Annotated in this window: 9 protein-coding genes; 4 read left to right on the top strand and 5 right to left on the bottom strand. The window is 73.5% G+C overall.

The window, feature by feature from the left end; genetic code table 11:
* Window positions 1–29 precede the first annotated feature (29 nt).
* Entirely contained in the window at window positions 30–2,384 is a 2,355-nt protein-coding gene (locus tag ACFC1R_RS04185) for an MMPL family transporter (protein ID WP_375932361.1), read from the bottom strand.
* Between the two features lie 176 nt (window positions 2,385–2,560).
* On the opposite strand from ACFC1R_RS04185, the gene ACFC1R_RS04180 reads away from it, so the two are divergent.
* Window positions 2,561–3,202, top strand: a complete 642-nt coding sequence (locus tag ACFC1R_RS04180) for a TetR/AcrR family transcriptional regulator (RefSeq protein WP_375932358.1) — start codon at window positions 2,561–2,563, stop codon at window positions 3,200–3,202.
* A gap of 125 nt (window positions 3,203–3,327) precedes the next feature.
* Here the strand turns inward: ACFC1R_RS04180 and ACFC1R_RS04175 are convergent, their stop codons facing one another.
* Both ACFC1R_RS04175 and ACFC1R_RS04170 read right to left on the bottom strand, forming a co-directional pair.
* Complete coding sequence (locus tag ACFC1R_RS04175; RefSeq protein ID WP_375932864.1) at window positions 3,328–7,155, bottom strand: SpoIIE family protein phosphatase; 3,828 nt, start codon at window positions 7,153–7,155, stop codon at window positions 3,328–3,330.
* Window positions 7,156–7,430: 275 nt separating this feature from the next.
* On the bottom strand, window positions 7,431–8,366 hold the full coding sequence (locus ACFC1R_RS04170; RefSeq protein WP_375932355.1) for an ROK family protein: 936 nt from the start codon (window positions 8,364–8,366) through the stop codon (window positions 7,431–7,433).
* A 450-nt stretch (window positions 8,367–8,816) separates the two neighbouring features.
* Between ACFC1R_RS04170 and ACFC1R_RS04165 the strand changes: the two genes are divergently transcribed.
* The 3 genes from ACFC1R_RS04165 (at window position 8,817) to ACFC1R_RS04155 (ending at window position 11,706) form a co-directional block, all read left to right on the top strand.
* Window positions 8,817–9,218 (top strand): hypothetical protein, encoded by a 402-nt coding sequence (locus tag ACFC1R_RS04165; protein ID WP_375932352.1) that lies wholly within the window; start codon window positions 8,817–8,819, stop codon window positions 9,216–9,218.
* Between the two features lie 146 nt (window positions 9,219–9,364).
* Window positions 9,365–10,435, top strand: a complete 1,071-nt coding sequence (locus ACFC1R_RS04160) for a hypothetical protein (RefSeq protein ID WP_375932349.1) — start codon at window positions 9,365–9,367, stop codon at window positions 10,433–10,435.
* A 311-nt stretch (window positions 10,436–10,746) separates the two neighbouring features.
* The gene (locus ACFC1R_RS04155; RefSeq protein ID WP_375932347.1) at window positions 10,747–11,706 is read left to right on the top strand and encodes a diiron oxygenase; all 960 of its coding nucleotides are present in this window, start codon (window positions 10,747–10,749) and stop codon (window positions 11,704–11,706) included.
* 40 nt (window positions 11,707–11,746) lie between these two features.
* Here ACFC1R_RS04155 and ACFC1R_RS04150 read toward each other — a convergent pair whose 3' ends face one another.
* Both ACFC1R_RS04150 and ACFC1R_RS04145 read right to left on the bottom strand, forming a co-directional pair.
* Complete coding sequence (locus ACFC1R_RS04150) at window positions 11,747–12,643, bottom strand: C40 family peptidase (RefSeq protein ID WP_375932344.1); 897 nt, start codon at window positions 12,641–12,643, stop codon at window positions 11,747–11,749.
* Window positions 12,644–13,244: 601 nt separating this feature from the next.
* Entirely contained in the window at window positions 13,245–16,205 is a 2,961-nt protein-coding gene (locus tag ACFC1R_RS04145; protein WP_375932342.1) for a non-ribosomal peptide synthetase, read from the bottom strand.
* Window positions 16,206–16,470 lie beyond the last annotated feature (265 nt).

Here is a 16,470-nt window from a genome sequence, read left to right as displayed (position 1 = left end):
GGTGTCGTGGTCGCCGTGCGGGCCCGCAGTCAGGCCCCGGCGCCGTGGTCGGCGGGCTGCGGCCCGCGCAACCCGCGCTCGTCGGACCGGGCTTCGGGGTCGACCGGATCACCGGACCGGTCCGGGTCGTCGAGGTCGGCCGGGGCGTCGGAGCCGGTCGGGAGGAGGCCGGTCGGAGGGGCGTCGGGGTGGCCGTCGCCCTCGATGTCCACGTGCGGCAGCAGACGGTCGAGCAGGCCGGGCAGCCACCAGTTGCGGTCCCCGAGCAGGATCATGCCGGCCGGAACCAGGATGCCCCGGACGACCGTGGCGTCGAGCGCGACGGCGGCGGCCAGGCCGATGCCGAACATCTTCACCACGGGGTCGTCCGACAGCAGGTAGCTCAGGAAGACGCTGACCATGATCAGAGCGGCGGAGGAGATGATCCGTCCGGTACCGGCCAGGCCGTCGACGACGGCACGGCGGTTGTCCCCGCCGCGCAGGTACGCCTCGCGGACGGCGGTCAGCAGGAACACCTCGTAGTCCATGGAGAGACCGAACAGCACGGCGAACATCAGCAGCGGGACGTAGCCGGGGATCGGGACGGCGCCGTCCAGCCCGAGCAGGGTCGCGCCCCAGCCCCACTGGAAGACCGCGGTGAGGATGCCGTAGGCGGCCGCGACGGACAGCAGGTTCATCAGGGCGGCCTTCACCGCGACGACCGGCGAGCGGAAGGCCAGCAGCAGGAGCAGCCCCGCGACGACGAGGACGAAGCCGACGATCAGCGGCATGCGGTGGGCGAGACGCTGGTTGAGGTCGGCCTGACCGGCCGGTGTGCCGCCCACGTGGGCGCTCTGCCCGGTGCCGGCGGTGGCGTCGGGCAGGACGGTGTCGCGCAGCCGGTGTACGAGTGCGGCGGTGGCCGGGTCCGACGGAGCGGTGGCCGGGGTGACCTGCCAGCGGACGTGCCTGCCGTCGGAGCTGAGCTGCGCCTGGCCGGTCGCGGCGATGCCGGGGGTGTCCCGGAGCGCGTCGCCGACGGCGGCGATCCGGGTGTCGGCGGAGCCGGACGCCGGGGAGGGCAGCGTGTCGACGACCTGGAGCGTTCCGTTGATCCCGGGGCCGAAGGCCGCCGACAGCTGGTCGTAGGCGGTGCGGCTCGCCGTGCCGACGGCGTTGTCGCCGGCGTCGAGCTGGCCGAACGTCAGGTCGGTGGCGGGAGTGGCGAGTACGGCGACCAGCGCGAAGGCCACCAGGAGGGAGCGCCAGGGCCGTGCGGCGACCTGCTCCGCGATGCGGGCCCATCCGCGCGGGCGGCTCGGGGAGCCGGGCCCGGCCCCGGCCGGTCCGCCCTCCGGGGCGCCGTCCGGTTCGACCGCGCCCGCAGAGGTCGCGGTGGCGGTTCGGCCGGCGGGTTCCCCGCCCGTCTGTGCGCCGCCCGCCGTCTTCGGGGTCAGCCTCCGGCCGAGCAGGACGAGTCCGGCGGGGAGCAGGGTGAGGGTGACCGCCATGGCGGTCAGGACGGCCATTCCCGGCGCCAGGGCCAGCGCGTACAGCAGGGGGAGACCGCCGAGGGCGAGGCCGGTGAGCGCGGCGACGACCGCGCTGCCGGCGAAGGCCACGGCCTTGCCGGAGCCGGCCACGGTGCGCACGGCCGCGTCCTCGATGCCGATGCCGGCCGCGCGCAGTTCGCGGAACCGGGTGAGGCAGAAGAGGCCGTAGTCGATGCCCACGCCCAGTCCGACCATGGCCGCGATGGTCTCGCCGGAGTCCGGCATGTCGACCAGGTGGCCCACCAGGCCGAGTGCGGACAGTGAGATGCCGAGCCCGACCGCGCCGACGAGCAGCGGGACGCCGGCCGCGAGCAGGCCGCCGAAGGAGACGGCGAGGATGACGAACGCGGTCGTGAGGCCGATGACCTCACTGTGGCCGGTGGAGCCCTTGTCGACGGCGGCGGCCAGGAAGCCCCCGGGGGTGACCTCGATGCCGGCCGCGGTAGCCGGGCGGGCCGCTGCAACGATGTCCCGGGTGATCCCCGGTGTGATGTCCCGCCCGGTGACGTCGAGTTCGACGGACAGGTAGGCGGTGTGGCCGTCGGGGCTCATGGCCGCCCGGCCGGCCGGGTCGTACGGCGTGGTGACGGCCACCACGTGGTCCACCTCGGCGATGGCCCGTGCCGCGGCCCCGACCGCCGTGGTCGCGTCGGCGGAGGTGAGCCGCGGCGCGTTCGCGGCGGTGTGCAGCACGACGGGCTGCCTGCCCGAGGCGGAGCCGGGGAAGGCCCTGGCGGCGTCGCTCGCGGCCTGGCTGTCGCTGCCCGGGATGGTGACCGCATCGGTGGTGACCCGCCCGAACACGCCCACGGCGACGACTGCGGCGGCGAGCAGCAGCAGCCAGGCGGCCACGGTTCTCCTGGGTCTGCGGGCGCACCATCGCCCCACGGTGGTGAACATCGGCGAGTCGCCCTTTCCTACGGCAGCGGTCGCTCCGCGCCCTGCCCGAAAACTAATTGCACTCCGAGTGCAGCCGTACATTTGCATCTGGAGTGCAACAATGTCAACGAGAGGGAGGAGGCCCCGAGGTGGAACAGGCCGCGCAGGAGACCGACCGGCGCGCTCCGGACGGTCGTACGGAACGCGGGCGGCAGACCCGGGAGAAGATCGCCGACGCGCTGCTCTCCCTGCTGGACGAGGGGGAGTCGCGCTTCGTGGCGGACCGGGTCGCCGAACGCGCCGGGGTGTCACGCCGCCTGGTGTTCCACCACTTCGAGGACATCGCCCAGCTGACGGACATCGCCATCACCCGACGCCTGGACCAACTGGGCGCCCGGACCAGGCCGTTGCCGACGGACGGGAGGCGGGAGGTGCGGGTGGCGGCGCTCGTGGAACAGCGTGCGCGGATCCTGGAATGGCTCACACCGACGCGTCTGGCGGTCATGCGCATGGAGAGTCCGTCCGAACGCATCCAGCGGGTCACCCGGGATGTCATGGACTTCGCCCGGCAGCGCCTCGCCGAGGTCTTCGCCGTCGAACTCGACCCGCTGCCCGAGAGCCGCAGGGCCGACCTGCTCAACGGACTGGACGCCGTGACCACCTGGAGCACCTGGCACCACTGGCGCAGCGGCGGCCTCGACACCGAAGCGGCCCGCCGCACCATGGAGGCGACCGTTCACGCCCTGCTCGCCGCCGCCGACCTGCCCGGACCGGCGGCGGACGGACGGTGACCCCGCCTCGCCTCGGCCCGGGTGGAAGGGGCCGCCCGGCCGCGCCCCACGCGGCTGTCCGCGCGGTCTCCGTGCCCCCGGGCAGCGGGCCCCGCGCCCCCCGGACGTCCCCGCGCCCCGAGGGCTCAGTGCGTGCTGCCCGGCGGGATCTCCAGCTCGAACCAGACGACCTTGCCCTCGGGGGTGCTCCGGCTGCCCCAGCGGTGGGCGAGCTCGTTGATCAGGTGCATGCCGCGGCCGCCCTCGTCGGATGCCCGGGCCCGGCGGATCCTCGGCGCGTGACTGTCGATGTCGGCGACCTCCACCGTCAGGTCCGCATTGCGGAAGATCCGCACCTCGGTCGGCGCCCCGGCATGCACCAGCGCGTTGGTGATCAGCTCGCTGGTCAGCAGCTCGGCGTGGTCGATCAGCATGGTGAGACCCCAGGACCTGAGCGTACGGCGGACGAACCGCCGCGCGTGGCCGGCCATCGACGGGTCGCCCGCCAGTGGCAGCACGGCCAGCTGGTCCGAGCCCACCGGACGGGCGTGGGCCATGATCACGGCGATGTCGTCGCCCTGGACGGTGTCCGAGGTCAGTGCGGTGAGCGCGGCGTCGCAGGTCTGCTCCAGCGTGGGCCGCCGGTCGGCCACCGTACGGCGCAGCAGCTCCAGGCCCTCGTCCAGATCCTGGTCCCGGCGCTCCACCAGGCCGTCGGTGTAGAGCACCAGGATGCCGTCCTCGGGCAGGGTGAAGTGCACGGACTCGAACGGCACCCCGCCGACCCCCAGCGGTGCGGCCGGCGGCAGCTCCAGCAGGCGCGCCGAACCCGGCGCCTCGGCCAGCACGGGCGGCAGGTGCCCGGCGCTGGCGGCGGTGCAGCTCCGGTCGAGCGGGTCGAAGACCACGCAGACACAGGTCGCGAACTGCCCCTCGCCGACTGCCGCCGCAGCGTCGTCCAGCCGCCGCAGCACCCGGGCGGGATCCAGGTCGATCGTGATCAACGTCCTCGCCACCGTGCGGAGTTGGCCCATCGTCGCGGCGGCCCGGATGCCGTGGCCCATCACGTCGCCGACGATCAGCGCGACCCGCCCGCCGGACAGCGGCACCACGTCGAACCAGTCGCCGCCCACCTCGCTGATCACACTGCTCGGCAGGTAGCGGTACGCGATCTCCAGACCGAGCGAGCGGTGCACCTCCTGCGGCAGCAGGCTGCGCTGGAGCGTCAGCGCGGTGTCCCGCTCGCGCCGGTACAGCCGGGCGTTGTCGATGGACACCGCCGCGCGCGCCGCCAGCTCCTCCGCGAGCGCCACGTCCGCGATGGTGAACGGCTCCGGATTGGCGGTCCGGACGAACTCCGCCCCGCCCAGCACCACACCCCGCGCCAGCAGCGGCACCATCAGGTACGAGTGCACGCCCGCCGCCAGGCTCGGCACCACCCGCTCCGGCGCGGCCACGATCCGGCGCAGCGCCTTCTCGTCCACCTCCGCCACCAGGATCGACCGCCCGGTCCGCAGACTCTGCGCGTACACCTCGGCGGACTGCGAGAGGCCGCCGACCGGATCCGAGGTGTCGGACATCATGCCGTCCTCCGTCAGGTTGCCGTGCTCGTCCGCCTCGCCGACGGCGACCGCGCGCATCAGCACCGGACCGTCCATCGGCAGCACGGTGAGCTCCTCGCCCTCCAGCACCGACTCCAGCAGGTCGATCGTGGTGAAGTCGGCGAAACGCGGCACCACCACCTCGACCAGCTCCCGGGCCGTGCGGTGGACGTCCAGGGTGGCCCCGATCCGGTTGCTGGCCTCGTTCAGCAGGGCGAGGCGCTGCTGCGCGGCGTGGGCCTCGTCCAGCGCCAGCTGGCGCTGCCGGGCCGCGTCGCGTTCCCGGCTGTACAGCAGGGCGTTGTCGATGGAGACCGCCGCCCGGGCCGCCAGCTCCCCGGCCAGCGCCAAGTCATCCTCGCCGAAGGGTGCTTGGCTCCGGTGCCGGTAGAAGGCCGTCACCCCGATCGCCGAACCCCGGGCGATCAGCGGAACCACCATGCACGAGCCGACCTCCTCCCGCGCGGCGGTGGCCAGCCGCCGCGTGTCCTCGGCGAACCAGCTCAGCGCGGCGCCCTCCAGGACCGGGATCAGTACCGGGCGGCGGTGCGCCAGCGCCCAGGCGTACGGCGTGGACGGGTGGAACCGGTGCACACTGCCGACCTCCGCGATCGGCCGCAGCCGCGAACCCCGCGCGGCGTTGAAGGCCATCCGGCGCAGCACCGCCGACCGGTCCGCCGGGCTCGGCGTGATCGGCTCCTCGCCGCGTACCAGCGCGTCGAGGACCTCCACCACCACCGTGTCCGCCAGTTCGGGCGCCGCGACCTGGGCCAACTCCCGTGCGGTCTGGCCCAGATCGAGCGTGGTGCCGATCCGGGCCGAGGCCCGGTTCACCAGCGCCAGCCGCGACTGGGCCGCCTTCGCGGTACGCAGCGCCTCCGCCCTGGCCAGTGCCGTCTCGTGCTGCTGCTGGTAGAGCCGGGCATTGTCGATCGCCACCGCAGCCCGTGCCACCAGCTCGTCGCCCAGCCGGGCGTCCTCCTCCTCCAGGGAGGGCCGCTCGCCGCGTCGCGCGTACACCACCATGCCCAGCACCGTGCCCCGGGCGACCAGCGGAGTGATCCGCACCGGCTGCGACCGCTTGCCCCGGTAGGCCTCCTCCTGCTCGGGCGGCATGTCGGCGGTGAGCAGCGGGAGTTCCCAGGACGGCACGACCACCGTCCGGCCCGTGGCCATCGCCCGCGCGTACGGCGAGTCCCGCGGTATCCGGTACACCGCCTCGATGGGCAGGTGCTTCAGGGGGTACGCCGGGTCCGTCGTCCCCACCGCCAGCCGACGCACCTGTTGCACGCCTTCCTCGCCCTCCGGCCGTGCGCCAGCCCCTTCTCCGCCGTCCCGCTCCCTGCCGTCCTGCTGCTCCTTCTCCCCGCCGTCCTGCTGCGCCTTGTCGTCCCACGTCTCGGTCTCCGGCTTCTCCGGGCCGGAGACCAGCCGCTCCAGTGCGAACACCCCGGCGACGTCCGCCACTCGGGGCACCATCGCATCGACCAACTCGCGTGCGGTGCGCCGCAGATCGAGTGTGGTGCCGATCGACTCACCCGCCGCGACCAACGCCGAGAGCCGCTCCTGCGCCCGCACGGCCCGCGACTCGGCCCGGTAGCGCGCGGTCACGTCGACGATGGTGGAGCTGACCCCGAGCACCTCGCCGTCCGGTCGCTGGAGCCGGAAGTAGGAGGCCGACCAGGCATGGTCGTGGTCCGGGTCACCCGGCGTCCGGCCGTGCGACCGGGCATCCACCACGGGAGCGCCGTCCGCCATCACCTGCCGCATCACCGCCTCGACCTCGGCGCCGTTGATCCCCGGCAGCACGTCTGTCACCCGGCGGCCCAGGTGCTCGGCCACCGACAGTCCGTTCACCCGCGCCAGCGCCTCGTTGAGCCGGACGAAGCGCAGCTCCCGGTCGTAGACCGCCATTCCCACCGGGGCCTGCGTGAAGAAGCCGTCCAGCACCGCGAGATCGGCCTGCAACCGCTGCAGCGCGGTCACGTCCGAGGCCACCGCGAGCACCAGCTGCTGGCCCTCGGGACCCGCGACCGGATGGGTCCGGAACTGCACGTCCACCAGGTGGCCCGAGCGGTGCCGCACCGGGAACACGCCCGACCACGGCTGCCCGTTCAGGATGCTGTCGAACATGCCCAGCACCTCGGGCCGCCGCTCGTCGGTGACCAGCAGGTCTGCGGCGAAACGGCCGACCGCCTCCTCGGTGGAGTAACCGAGCAGGGCCTCCGCGTCCGGGCTCCAGTGCAGGATCCGGCCGTCGTCGGCGATCAGCGCGGTCGCGATCGGGACCACCAGCAGGTCGTCGTGCTCCTGCGCCCCACCCGTGTTCCTGCGGTGGGGCGCCGCACCAGGTCCCTGCTCCTCGGCATGCATGGCCACGCAACCGCCCGGGGGTCAGTCATCAGCCCTGCCATCGTCCCATGGGCTCCTCCGGTCCCTCCACGCGAGATCCGGGCCGGGAGCCGACGGGAACGTGCGGAAAACCGCCGGAGAACCGCCGGAGAACCGCCATCGGCCGAGGCCCGGGCACCCGGTGGTCCCTGCCCCGCCGGCACGGCGGGAACGCGTCGTCGGCCTTCGGCCGGGAGGGTGCACCCGGCCGAGGGCCGGGGAGCGTATGGCCCAGGGCACGGGCTTGCCCCGTTCGCTCAGAGCCCCATGGCGACCGCAGCAGCGCCGACCAGGCCGGCGTCGGTACCGAGCAGGGCCCGGTGCACGGTGATCCCGGCGGCGAACGGCAGGGCCGCGTAGGTCCGCAGGTGGGCCCGGAGCGGGTCGAGCAGCAGACCGCCGACCTGCGCCACCCCGCCACCGATCACCACCGCGTCCAGCTCGACCAGGGTCGCCGTGGCGGCGATCGCGGCGGCCAGCGCCTGCCCCGCCCGCTCGTACGCCGCCAGTGCGATCGGATCCCCGGCGCGCGCCGAGGCGGCCACGGCGACGGCCGAGGCGTCCTGCGCGGCCGGGCGCCAGCCGGAGCGCAGCGCGTAGCGGGCGATGGCGGTACCGCTGGCCAGCTGTTCCACGCAACCCCGGCTGCCGCACGGGCACGGATCGCCGTCGAGGTCGACGGTGATGTGGCCGATGTGGCCCGCGTTTCCGGTGGGGCCGGTGTGGAGCCGGCCGTTCAGGATCAACCCACCGCCGACGCCCGTGGAGACCACCATGCACAGCGCGTTGTCGTACGGCTGTGCCGCGCCGAAGCGGTGTTCGGCCGCGGCGACGGCGATGCCGTCCCCGGCCAGTACGACCGGCAGCCCCTCGGCGGCGGGGTGGGCCGCCAGCCGCTCCACGATCGGGAACCCGCGCCAGCCGGGGATGTTGACCGGGCTGACGGTGCCTCGGCTGATGTCCACCGGACCGGCGCTGCCGACGCCCAGCGCCCGCACCTCGGACCAGCCAGGGGCGGTGGCCAGTTCGTCCAGCGCGTCGAGCACCGCGCCGAGTACGGTCTCCCCGTCGGAGGCGGCCGGGGTGGGCCGTTGAGTGCGTGTCAGCAGCGTTCCGTCGCCGCCCACCAGCGCCGCAGCGATCTTGGTACCGCCGATGTCGATGGCCGCGATCGGGGCTGCGTCGGTGTGCACGTTTCTCTCCTCCCGAGGGCGCGGCCGAGTGCCGCGCTGTCCAGATTCTGGCATCCCGCGGTCCGGGGGAGTCCGGGGAGTACCGGGGCGTCTCGGGAAGCCCGGGAGGCGTCGTGGAGGTGCCCGGAGGAGGCCCGGGGGCGTCCGAGACCGGCCGGGGTCATCAACGGCAACGGAGGTCATCAGCGGTCATCGGATGTCGTCGGTGGATGCCCGGGGCGGGGGCGTCGGAGGTCGCCCGGGAGAAGACCGACGAGTCCGGTACTCCGCTCGACCCGGGTGGTGGGCCGTTCAGCGTAGGCAGAAAGGATTCGTCCCTACCCGAACGGGTGGTCCTGTCGCCATCAGCCGGGTGGCTGGCGCCGAGGCCCGGTCGGCGCCGGAAGGATGCCCGGCGTTTGGGTCGTTTCGCCCGACTCCCAGGGGGAGCGGGCAGCAGAGGAGGATGTCATGCGCAAGGGCATTTCGGCGCTGGTCGCACTTGCCACAGGCGCCACGCTGGCGCTGGGGGCCGGTTCGGCGGTCGCCGCTCCGGTCGACGCGTACGCACCGCACGCCACCGCGGCGGCCGAGGTGGCGGCCAACGGTGACCTGGTGAAGACCAAGTACGTCGACTACGTCGGACACCCGTCCACCGGCCTCTACTGCGTGCACGTCTCGCAGTCCTGGATCGACGTGGACCGCAGCGTCCCCTCGGCCATCCTGCGGGACTACTCCTCGCACGGTGGTTCCATCCGGGTCGAGACCACGCCGAACTCGGCCTGCGGCAGCGCCGCGCAGACGCTCACGGTCGTCACGTACGACAACTCCGGGAACCACGTGGACACCGGCTTCTACATCACCCTCCCGTAGCCGGCACGGCAGGACCGCAGTGCGGTGGGGTCGCCTTCGGGCGGCCCCACCGCCGTTTCACCACTGGCTGTGAGCGGGGACGGTGGTGGGGTGACGGTACGGGGCGGTGAGGCGTGTCGGCGCGGTGGGCCGGGTAGGCGGAGGGCATGGGATCGTCCTTCCGCAGGTTTCGCCGGGTCGGCCGGGGCGGCGACGGGCAGACGCCCGACCCGTCGGTGGCCACCGCTCGGCCGAACGCCGACGCAGCCGAGCATCCCGGCGCGGCCGAACAGGCCCAGGGGGCCCAAGGCGCCGAGGGGGCCGACAGGGCTCAGGGGTCGCAGGGGGCCGAGGGGGCCCACGAGGAAACCGGGCCGCAGGGGACGGCAGGCCCTGACGAGGCCGCCATCGCCGCCGAGGAGCTGTCCGCACTCGCCGCGGAGATGGAGCGGCAGCTTCCCGGGCAGACCCCCGAGGCCCGTGAGCGGTGGTACCGGCGCAGGGGCGCCGAGCGGGCCACCGCACTGGTGGGTTCGGTGGCCGGACTGCTCGGACGCGGAAGCCTCGCGGCGGCGAAGGGCGCGGGCGAGGGCGGCCGGCTGCTGGCCGACCGACTGGTGCAGTCCGCGCCGCGCATCCCCGTACGGGACCTGGCTACGCTGCGGGCCCACCATCCGGACGCCGCAGGCCCCGAGGACCTCGCCGACCGGCTGGTCGCCGGGGCCTGCCGGGCGTCGGCCGCCGTCGGTGCGAGCGTCGGCGCGGTGGCGATGCTCCCGGTGCCACCCGCGATGGCCGTGGAGATCGCCTCCGAGACGCTGGCGGTGGCGGCGGTGGAGGTCAAGCTGATCGCCGAGCTGCACCAGGTCTACGGGCAGCCCGCCGGCGGCAGCGCCGCGCAGCGCGGCACCGCGTACGTCGCGGCCTGGGCGAACCGGCGGGGCATCGACCCGTCCGCGCTGCTCGGCCCGGCCGGGATCGCGGCGGTGGCGATCGGCGCGGAGGTGCGGCAGAAGCTGCGCAAGCGGCTGGCCCGGAGCACCCTGCGCAGGCTGCCGTCGCTGACACCGCTGCTGGTCGGTGCGGGTCTCGGTGCGGCGGTCAACCGTCGCGACACCCGCAGGCTGGCCGACCAGGTCAGGTCCGACCTTCGACGCCGCGAGCCGATCGACCCCGACTACTGGTCCGCCGTGCCCGCCCCCGTCCTCCCGCCCGAGAAGGGCGCGCCGTCCCACTGACCGGCTGTCCGCACGTCCTGCGTCCGGCGCTGCGCTCGCGGTGTCCGGTACGTCGAGTACCTCCGGTGCGCCCTGTGCGCCCTGTGCGGCCTGTCCGTGCAGGGCGCCCAGCGCATCCAGCGCATCCAGGGCTTTCGTGGCGCCCGCCGGTGGTGCGTTCCGAGCCCCTCCGACACGTCCCGACTCCCTTCCGCACGCTCGCGCGCCGCTTGTCGACACGCTATTGACGCCACGTCTAATAGTCTCTAGCTTCTGAGAGGGAGGGGCCCGCCAGGCCGGCCGCCCCTCGGTGAGCCGAGGAGGAGTTGCCCATGACCGCGACCCAGCGCACCCGCACCGGCCCGGGGGCCCGTACCGGCACCGACAAGCTGGTCCGGGACCGTCAGCGCACGGCCGAGCGGCTGCTCGCCTCGTCCGCGAAGCTCTCCTTCGACCCGCTCAAGGACGTCGACTGGGCCGCCGCCCCGCTGCCCGGCCGCTACTACTCCCCGCCGAGGCACCTCTCCCTCTACGGCACCGAGCTCTGGGAGCAGCTGACGGAGGACCAGCGGATCGAGCTCAGCAAGCACGAGGTGGCCAGCATCGCCAGCGTGGGCATCTGGTTCGAGGAGATCCTGATGCAGATGCTGCTGCGCCACGCCTTCGACCGCGACCCGACCACCGCGCACGTGCAGTACGCGCTGACGGAGATCGCCGACGAGTGCAGGCACTCGGTGATGTTCGCGAAGATGATCTCCTGGATGGGCGTGCCCGCCTACGGGCCCGGTCGGCTCTCGCACGAACTCGGCCGCTTCTTCAAGGCCACCTCGACGCACAGCCAGACCTTCGGCGGCACCATGTACGTCGAGGAGATCCTGGACGCCTTCCAGCGCGAGATGATGAACGACGAGTCGCTCCAGCCGCTGACCCGTCAGGTCTCGCGGATCCATGTGATCGAGGAGTCGCGGCACATCAGCTACGCCCGCGAGGAACTCCAGCGCAAGCACCTCGGCCCGGTCCGTCGCCGCTGGGAGCAGCTGTTCATCGGCCTGATCATCCTCCGGGCGACCAAGAGCCTGATCAACCCTCGGGTCTACGCCGCGGTCGGCATCGACCCGAGGGTCGGGCGGGATGCCGCCCGGGCAAACCCGCACTGGCAGGGCGTCAAGACGGAGATGGCGTCCAAGGTGATCGGGGTCCTGGACCGGGCGGGCCTGGTCGGCCGGGCCAACCGCTGGCTGCTGCGCCGGGCGGGCGTGATGGCACCGGCCGCGGCCCGGTCGGTTTCCTGAACATCCTTGCCCTCCCGGCCGGTTGGAGCCCGTGGAACGCTCAACCGCAGGCCGGGACCCCGTCGAGCCAGTAGCCGCCCTGGAGGTAGATGTTGCTGATCCATGCCCGGTAGTCCGGCAGGAACGACCAGGCGTCGTTGGTGATGCCCTCGGCCGTCACGCTCTGGGCGTGCTGTTGGCAGCCCACCCGCACGACGGTCGGCCCGGCGAAGGCGTACACCCGGGTGCTCTCCGCCGCGGGCTGGGCGTGCGTCCACACACCGGTGCCCCAGGTGCCGACCAGGTGGCCCTGCACCGGGCCCGGATCGATCCGCACCGCACCGAACAGCTCGCTGCCGAACCGTACGTCGTTGACCGCGACGCGTGTCCCGGACTGCCGGGCCTCGACCATCCGCCCGGCGCCCAGGTAGACGGCGATGTGATGCAGGGCGGCCGAGCTGCCGTACGCGATCAGGTCACCCGGCAGCAGTGACCCGGGGACCTGGTCGGCGGTGAGGCGCTGCGCCGCGTGGACCGTGTAGAACTGCTCGGCGGCCGGACCGTTCAGCACGTCCTGGCCGGTCGCCCGGGCATATGCGTACCGGACCAGGCCCGAGCAGTCGAAGCCGAGCCGCTCCGCGTCGTGGTCGCTGGCCGGATCCACCCCGTCCGGGTGGCCGTACGTCGGACCGGGCCGGGCGCCGTGACCGCCACCCCAGGTGTACCAGGTGCCGAGTTGTGAGCAGGCCGCCCGCACCGCGCTCTCGGCGACAGCCGAGGCGCCCGGCGCGAGGACCGCGCAGTCCGCACCGGCGGCGGCGAGCACGAGGTCGCCTTTGCCGGATCGGTCGGAAGCGCCGGTGCTGCCGGTGCTGTCGGCGATGCCGAGCACCGGACCGAGTGCGACGGCGAGGGCGAGGGCGGCGGCGACTGCCGCGGTGGCGAGGCTGACTCTCATGGCGGTGCTCCGGTCCTCGGCGGACGTCGTACCACCCGAGGCCCGGGGAGGAGCCGCACGATCGGCCCGGTGCGGCGGCACCGGGATTCTCGTGCTCCCCCGCTCCTGGGTGGTGCGCGACCGGCGGGTGGCTTCTGGGTCGGCCCGGCGGAGCGCGGCTGGGCCGGCGGAGCCCCTGTGAGCTCCGGCGGGCCGATGGGTCGAGCCTTCCGCACCGGGCGGCCGAAAACCACGAGGCGGCCGTCTCCCAACTCGTCAGGAGACGGGAAACGTTCGGGAAACCCCCGCAGGCCTGCGCAGACCGTCAGACGGTCAGGCAGCCCGCAGCCCGCAGCTCGCAGCCCGCAGCTCGCAGCTCGCAGCTCGCAGCCCGCAGCTCGCAGCTCGCAGCCCGCAGCCCGCAGCTCGCAGCCCGCAGCTCGCAGCTCGCAGCCCGCAGTCCGCAGTTCGCGCAGCCCGCAGCCTGCCGTCCGCCGTCCGGACGAGAATGGCCGCGACACCCGGTTCGGAGCCGTCGCGACTGCCGTCGTCACCGCACCGGCTCCGCCCCGCCCGCCGGTCCAACGGCGGTGCGGGGCAGAGCCGGTGCGTGGCGGCGCGGCTAGCCGCGGGTCGTGCGGGCGAGGGCTGCCACGCGTTCCAGGGTCGGCTCGCCGAGGATGCCGGCCAGCTCGCCCATGAAAGCGCCTTCCTGTTCCGGGGTCAGGAGTTCGCGACAGACGGCCGCGAGCATGGCGAGCAGCGAGACCGAATCCCCGCCGAGCTGGTGGAAGTCGGCCTGGGCGTCCAGCCGGGAGGGCTCCACCTCCAGGATGCGGGCCCAGATCTCCGCCACCGCCTTCTCGACGGGATCCAGCGGGGTGAGTGGGCCCGTCCCGTCTTGCGCGGCGGTGTCCGGCTCGTCGCCGAACGGGTCGGGCAGGGCCTTGGCGTCCACCTTCCCGCTCACCGTGTAGGGCAGCTCCGGTACCACCATGGTGGCGGCCGGCACCATGTAGGAGGGCAGTTTCGCGGTCAGGTGCTCGGTCAACTCCCCTTCCGTCACCGGCGACTTCGTCAGGACGTAGCCGTACAGGGCCTTGCCCGACTGGCCGGGCCTGGTCCTGGCGATCACCACGGCGCGGTCCACGGCGGGGTGTTCCTCCAGGGCCTGGGCCACCTCGGCCGGCTCCACCCGGTGGCCGCGCACCTTGACCTGGTCGTCGATGCGCCCGATGTACTCGATGCCGCCCGAGGGCATGATCCGGGCCAGGTCGCCGGTGCGGTAGACCCGGCTGCCGTCGGCGAGACGGACGAAGCGCTCCGCGTTGAGCTCGGGACGGCCGAGGTAGCCGCGGGCGAGCTGCACGCCGCCCAGGTACATCTCGCCGGTCTCGCCGGGGGCGACGAAACGCCGGTCCTGGTCGAGCAGGAACACCGTGGTGTTGTCGGCCGGCCGGCCGATCGGCACCACGGCACCCGCGCCGTCCAGTTCGGGGTCGAAGGTGTGCGCGGTGCACCCGATGGTGGCTTCGGTCGGGCCGTACTCGTTGATGATCCGGCACTGCGGCCCGAACATCTCCTGGGCCCGCGCGGCGACCTCCACCCGCAGCTGCTCGCCGATCACGATCACCGTGCGGTACCCGGTGGGTGACAGGTCGAGGTGCCCGATCAGGTCGAGGTGGGACGGCGTCAGGTTGAGCGTGTTGGCGCCCGAGTCCTGCAGCAGCGTGCGCAGCGAGAGGTGGTTGGGGTCGTCCCGCATCAGGATCACCCGGCCGCCGGCCAGCAGCGGCAGGTAGACGGAGGTGCCGGTGACGTCGAAGGAGGGCGAGGTCAGCAGCGGCAGCCGGGTGTCCTCGTCCACGCCGAACTCACGGGTGGCCCAGTGGACGTAGTTGAGCAGGTTGCGGTGTTCGATCTGGACGCCCTTGGGGCGGCCGGTGGATCCGGAGGTGTAGATGACGTAGGCGAGGTCGTCGGGGCTGACGGCGGTGTCGTGCCCGTTCTCGGGGACGTCGCAGTCCACGAGGTCGTCCAGGACCAGGACCTTGCAGCCGGAGCGGACGCCCTCGCGTTCGTCGTAGGGCCGTTCCGCCAGGCAGTGGGTGCAGCCGGCGTCGGCCAGCAGGTCGGCGATGCGCGCGTCCGGGTGCCGGGTGTCCAGGGGGAGGTAGCAGGCTCCGGCCCGGAGCACGCCCCACAGTCCGGCCATGCCGGCGACCGTGCGGCCGGCGAGCAGTCCGACCACGTCGCCGGGCCCGATTCCCTGCTTCCGCAGTGCGGCGGCGACCGCGTCCGCGCGGCGGCTCAGCTCCGCGTAGGTGACGTCGCCCTCGGGGCCGCTGAGCGCGATCCGGTCCGGGGTGCGTTCGACCTGCTCGCGGAAGAGCTCGACCACCGAGCGGTCGGAGGGCAGTGACCGCTCGGTGCGGTTCCCCTCCCACTGCCGGTTCTTCCGGGGGGACAGCGCCTCCTCGACGGTGTCCAGGACGGCTTCGGCGCGCTCCGCCACGCCGGGGCTGTCGTGCCAGGCCACGGTGATCTCCGTGCGACCCGCGCTCTCCACCAGGTCGACCTCCAGCGGGCTGCCGGGGCTCGTGGTGCCCAGCGAGTAGACCGTCCTGGCCCGGAAGTCCCCGGCGGAGTAGTCGGCGAGGTCGACGGTGCCCATGTGGGAGAGGTAGGCGGTGCTGTTGTACCGGTTCTTCCAGGTCGCGAAGCGGTCCATCCCGGCGTTGACGGTCCGTAGCACCGGCAGCGGCATGCGCAGCACCGAGTCGGCGAACGTCGTCGCCAGCTCCTCGCCCTCGGCCAGCGCGGTGAGGATCCGCTGCTGGACCTCCTGCCAGCCGTCGCCGGCGCCGACGTCCAGCCGCAGCGCGCGGACCAGCGAAGCCGTGGAGCGCAGGTCCGGACGGTACCGGCGGAGGTCCACCGGAACGAAGAACCGTCCGCGTCCCGAGCCGTACGCCTGCGCCAGGGCCGCGGCCACCTTGGCCGTCGCGGCCGGGTGGCGGCCGTCGACGGTCCGGCGGCGCCAGAGCAGGCCGGCGGAGCCCGTCGAGCGGCGTCCGAGCAGGGAGGGCCACTCCATCTTCGGCGCGGGAAGGGCCGGCGGCAGCCCACCCGGCCGGTCGAGCCCGCGCAGCAGTTCCTCGTCGTTGAGCCGCGAGTCCGCGCCCAGCGGGTCCTCGCCGCGCAGTGCGCGGAACACGTCCGCGGCCCACAGGAGCAGGCCGCGGCCGTCGGTGATGCCGTGGAAGGCGCGGAAGACGACGGTGGACGGCGTTCCGGGAACGAGCACCACCTCGCAGGTCGCGCCCGAACCGTCCAGCGTGCGGCGGAGGAAGGGCGAGTCGAGGCGGTCGCGGTCCAACGGGCCGCCGTCGACCACCTCCAGGGACGGAGCCGTCCCGCTGTCCACCCAACGCCGGTCCCGGCGTACCAGCCGCATGCCGGGGGACGCCTCGGCGGCGACTGCCACCGCCTTGGCGAGCTCCTCGGCGGACAGGCTCCCGTCGCCCTCCACGAGGTGGACCACGCAGTGCCCCGGCCGCATTCCCAGGAAGACCCACTCCATGGGCGAGACGGCTCGGTTGTAGGGCTGTGTTCCGGAAGGGGTTTGCACTCTCGGTGATCTGGATATTGAGCTACTGCTGGGTTGAATACTCAAGATTGATCACAATCTTTTCCAAGGTAAGGTCAAGTCCGCCGATTGGACCCAAGTGGCCTGAGGGGGGCCGTACTTGGCGACGTCGTTGCCTGCAGTCCGCTGAGACTCCGCCGCGCTTCGCCGCGCCGGAGTACGGGACGCTATGACCTCAACCCCTCTCCGGAAACCCCCT

This window comes from Kitasatospora sp. NPDC056138 (genome assembly GCF_042264695.1).
Classification (GTDB): Bacteria; Actinomycetota; Actinomycetes; order Streptomycetales; family Streptomycetaceae; genus Kitasatospora.
The sequence above is the reverse complement of the archived record's forward strand: the minus strand, read 5'-3'. Positions and strand labels throughout refer to the sequence as shown.

What these genes read in the sequence shown, in the direction of transcription:
- ACFC1R_RS04175 (WP_375932864.1), bottom strand. Translation starts at nt 7,155, where the DNA reads ATGCATGCCGAGGAGCAGGGACCTGGTGCGGCGCCCCACCGCAGGAAC.
- ACFC1R_RS04165 (WP_375932352.1), top strand. Translation starts at nt 8,817, where the DNA reads ATGCGCAAGGGCATTTCGGCGCTGGTCGCACTTGCCACAGGCGCCACG.
- ACFC1R_RS04160 (WP_375932349.1), top strand. Translation starts at nt 9,365, where the DNA reads ATGGGATCGTCCTTCCGCAGGTTTCGCCGGGTCGGCCGGGGCGGCGAC.
- ACFC1R_RS04155 (WP_375932347.1), top strand. Translation starts at nt 10,747, where the DNA reads ATGACCGCGACCCAGCGCACCCGCACCGGCCCGGGGGCCCGTACCGGC.
- ACFC1R_RS04150 (WP_375932344.1), bottom strand. Translation starts at nt 12,643, where the DNA reads ATGAGAGTCAGCCTCGCCACCGCGGCAGTCGCCGCCGCCCTCGCCCTC.
- ACFC1R_RS04145 (WP_375932342.1), bottom strand. Translation starts at nt 16,205, where the DNA reads ATGGAGTGGGTCTTCCTGGGAATGCGGCCGGGGCACTGCGTGGTCCAC.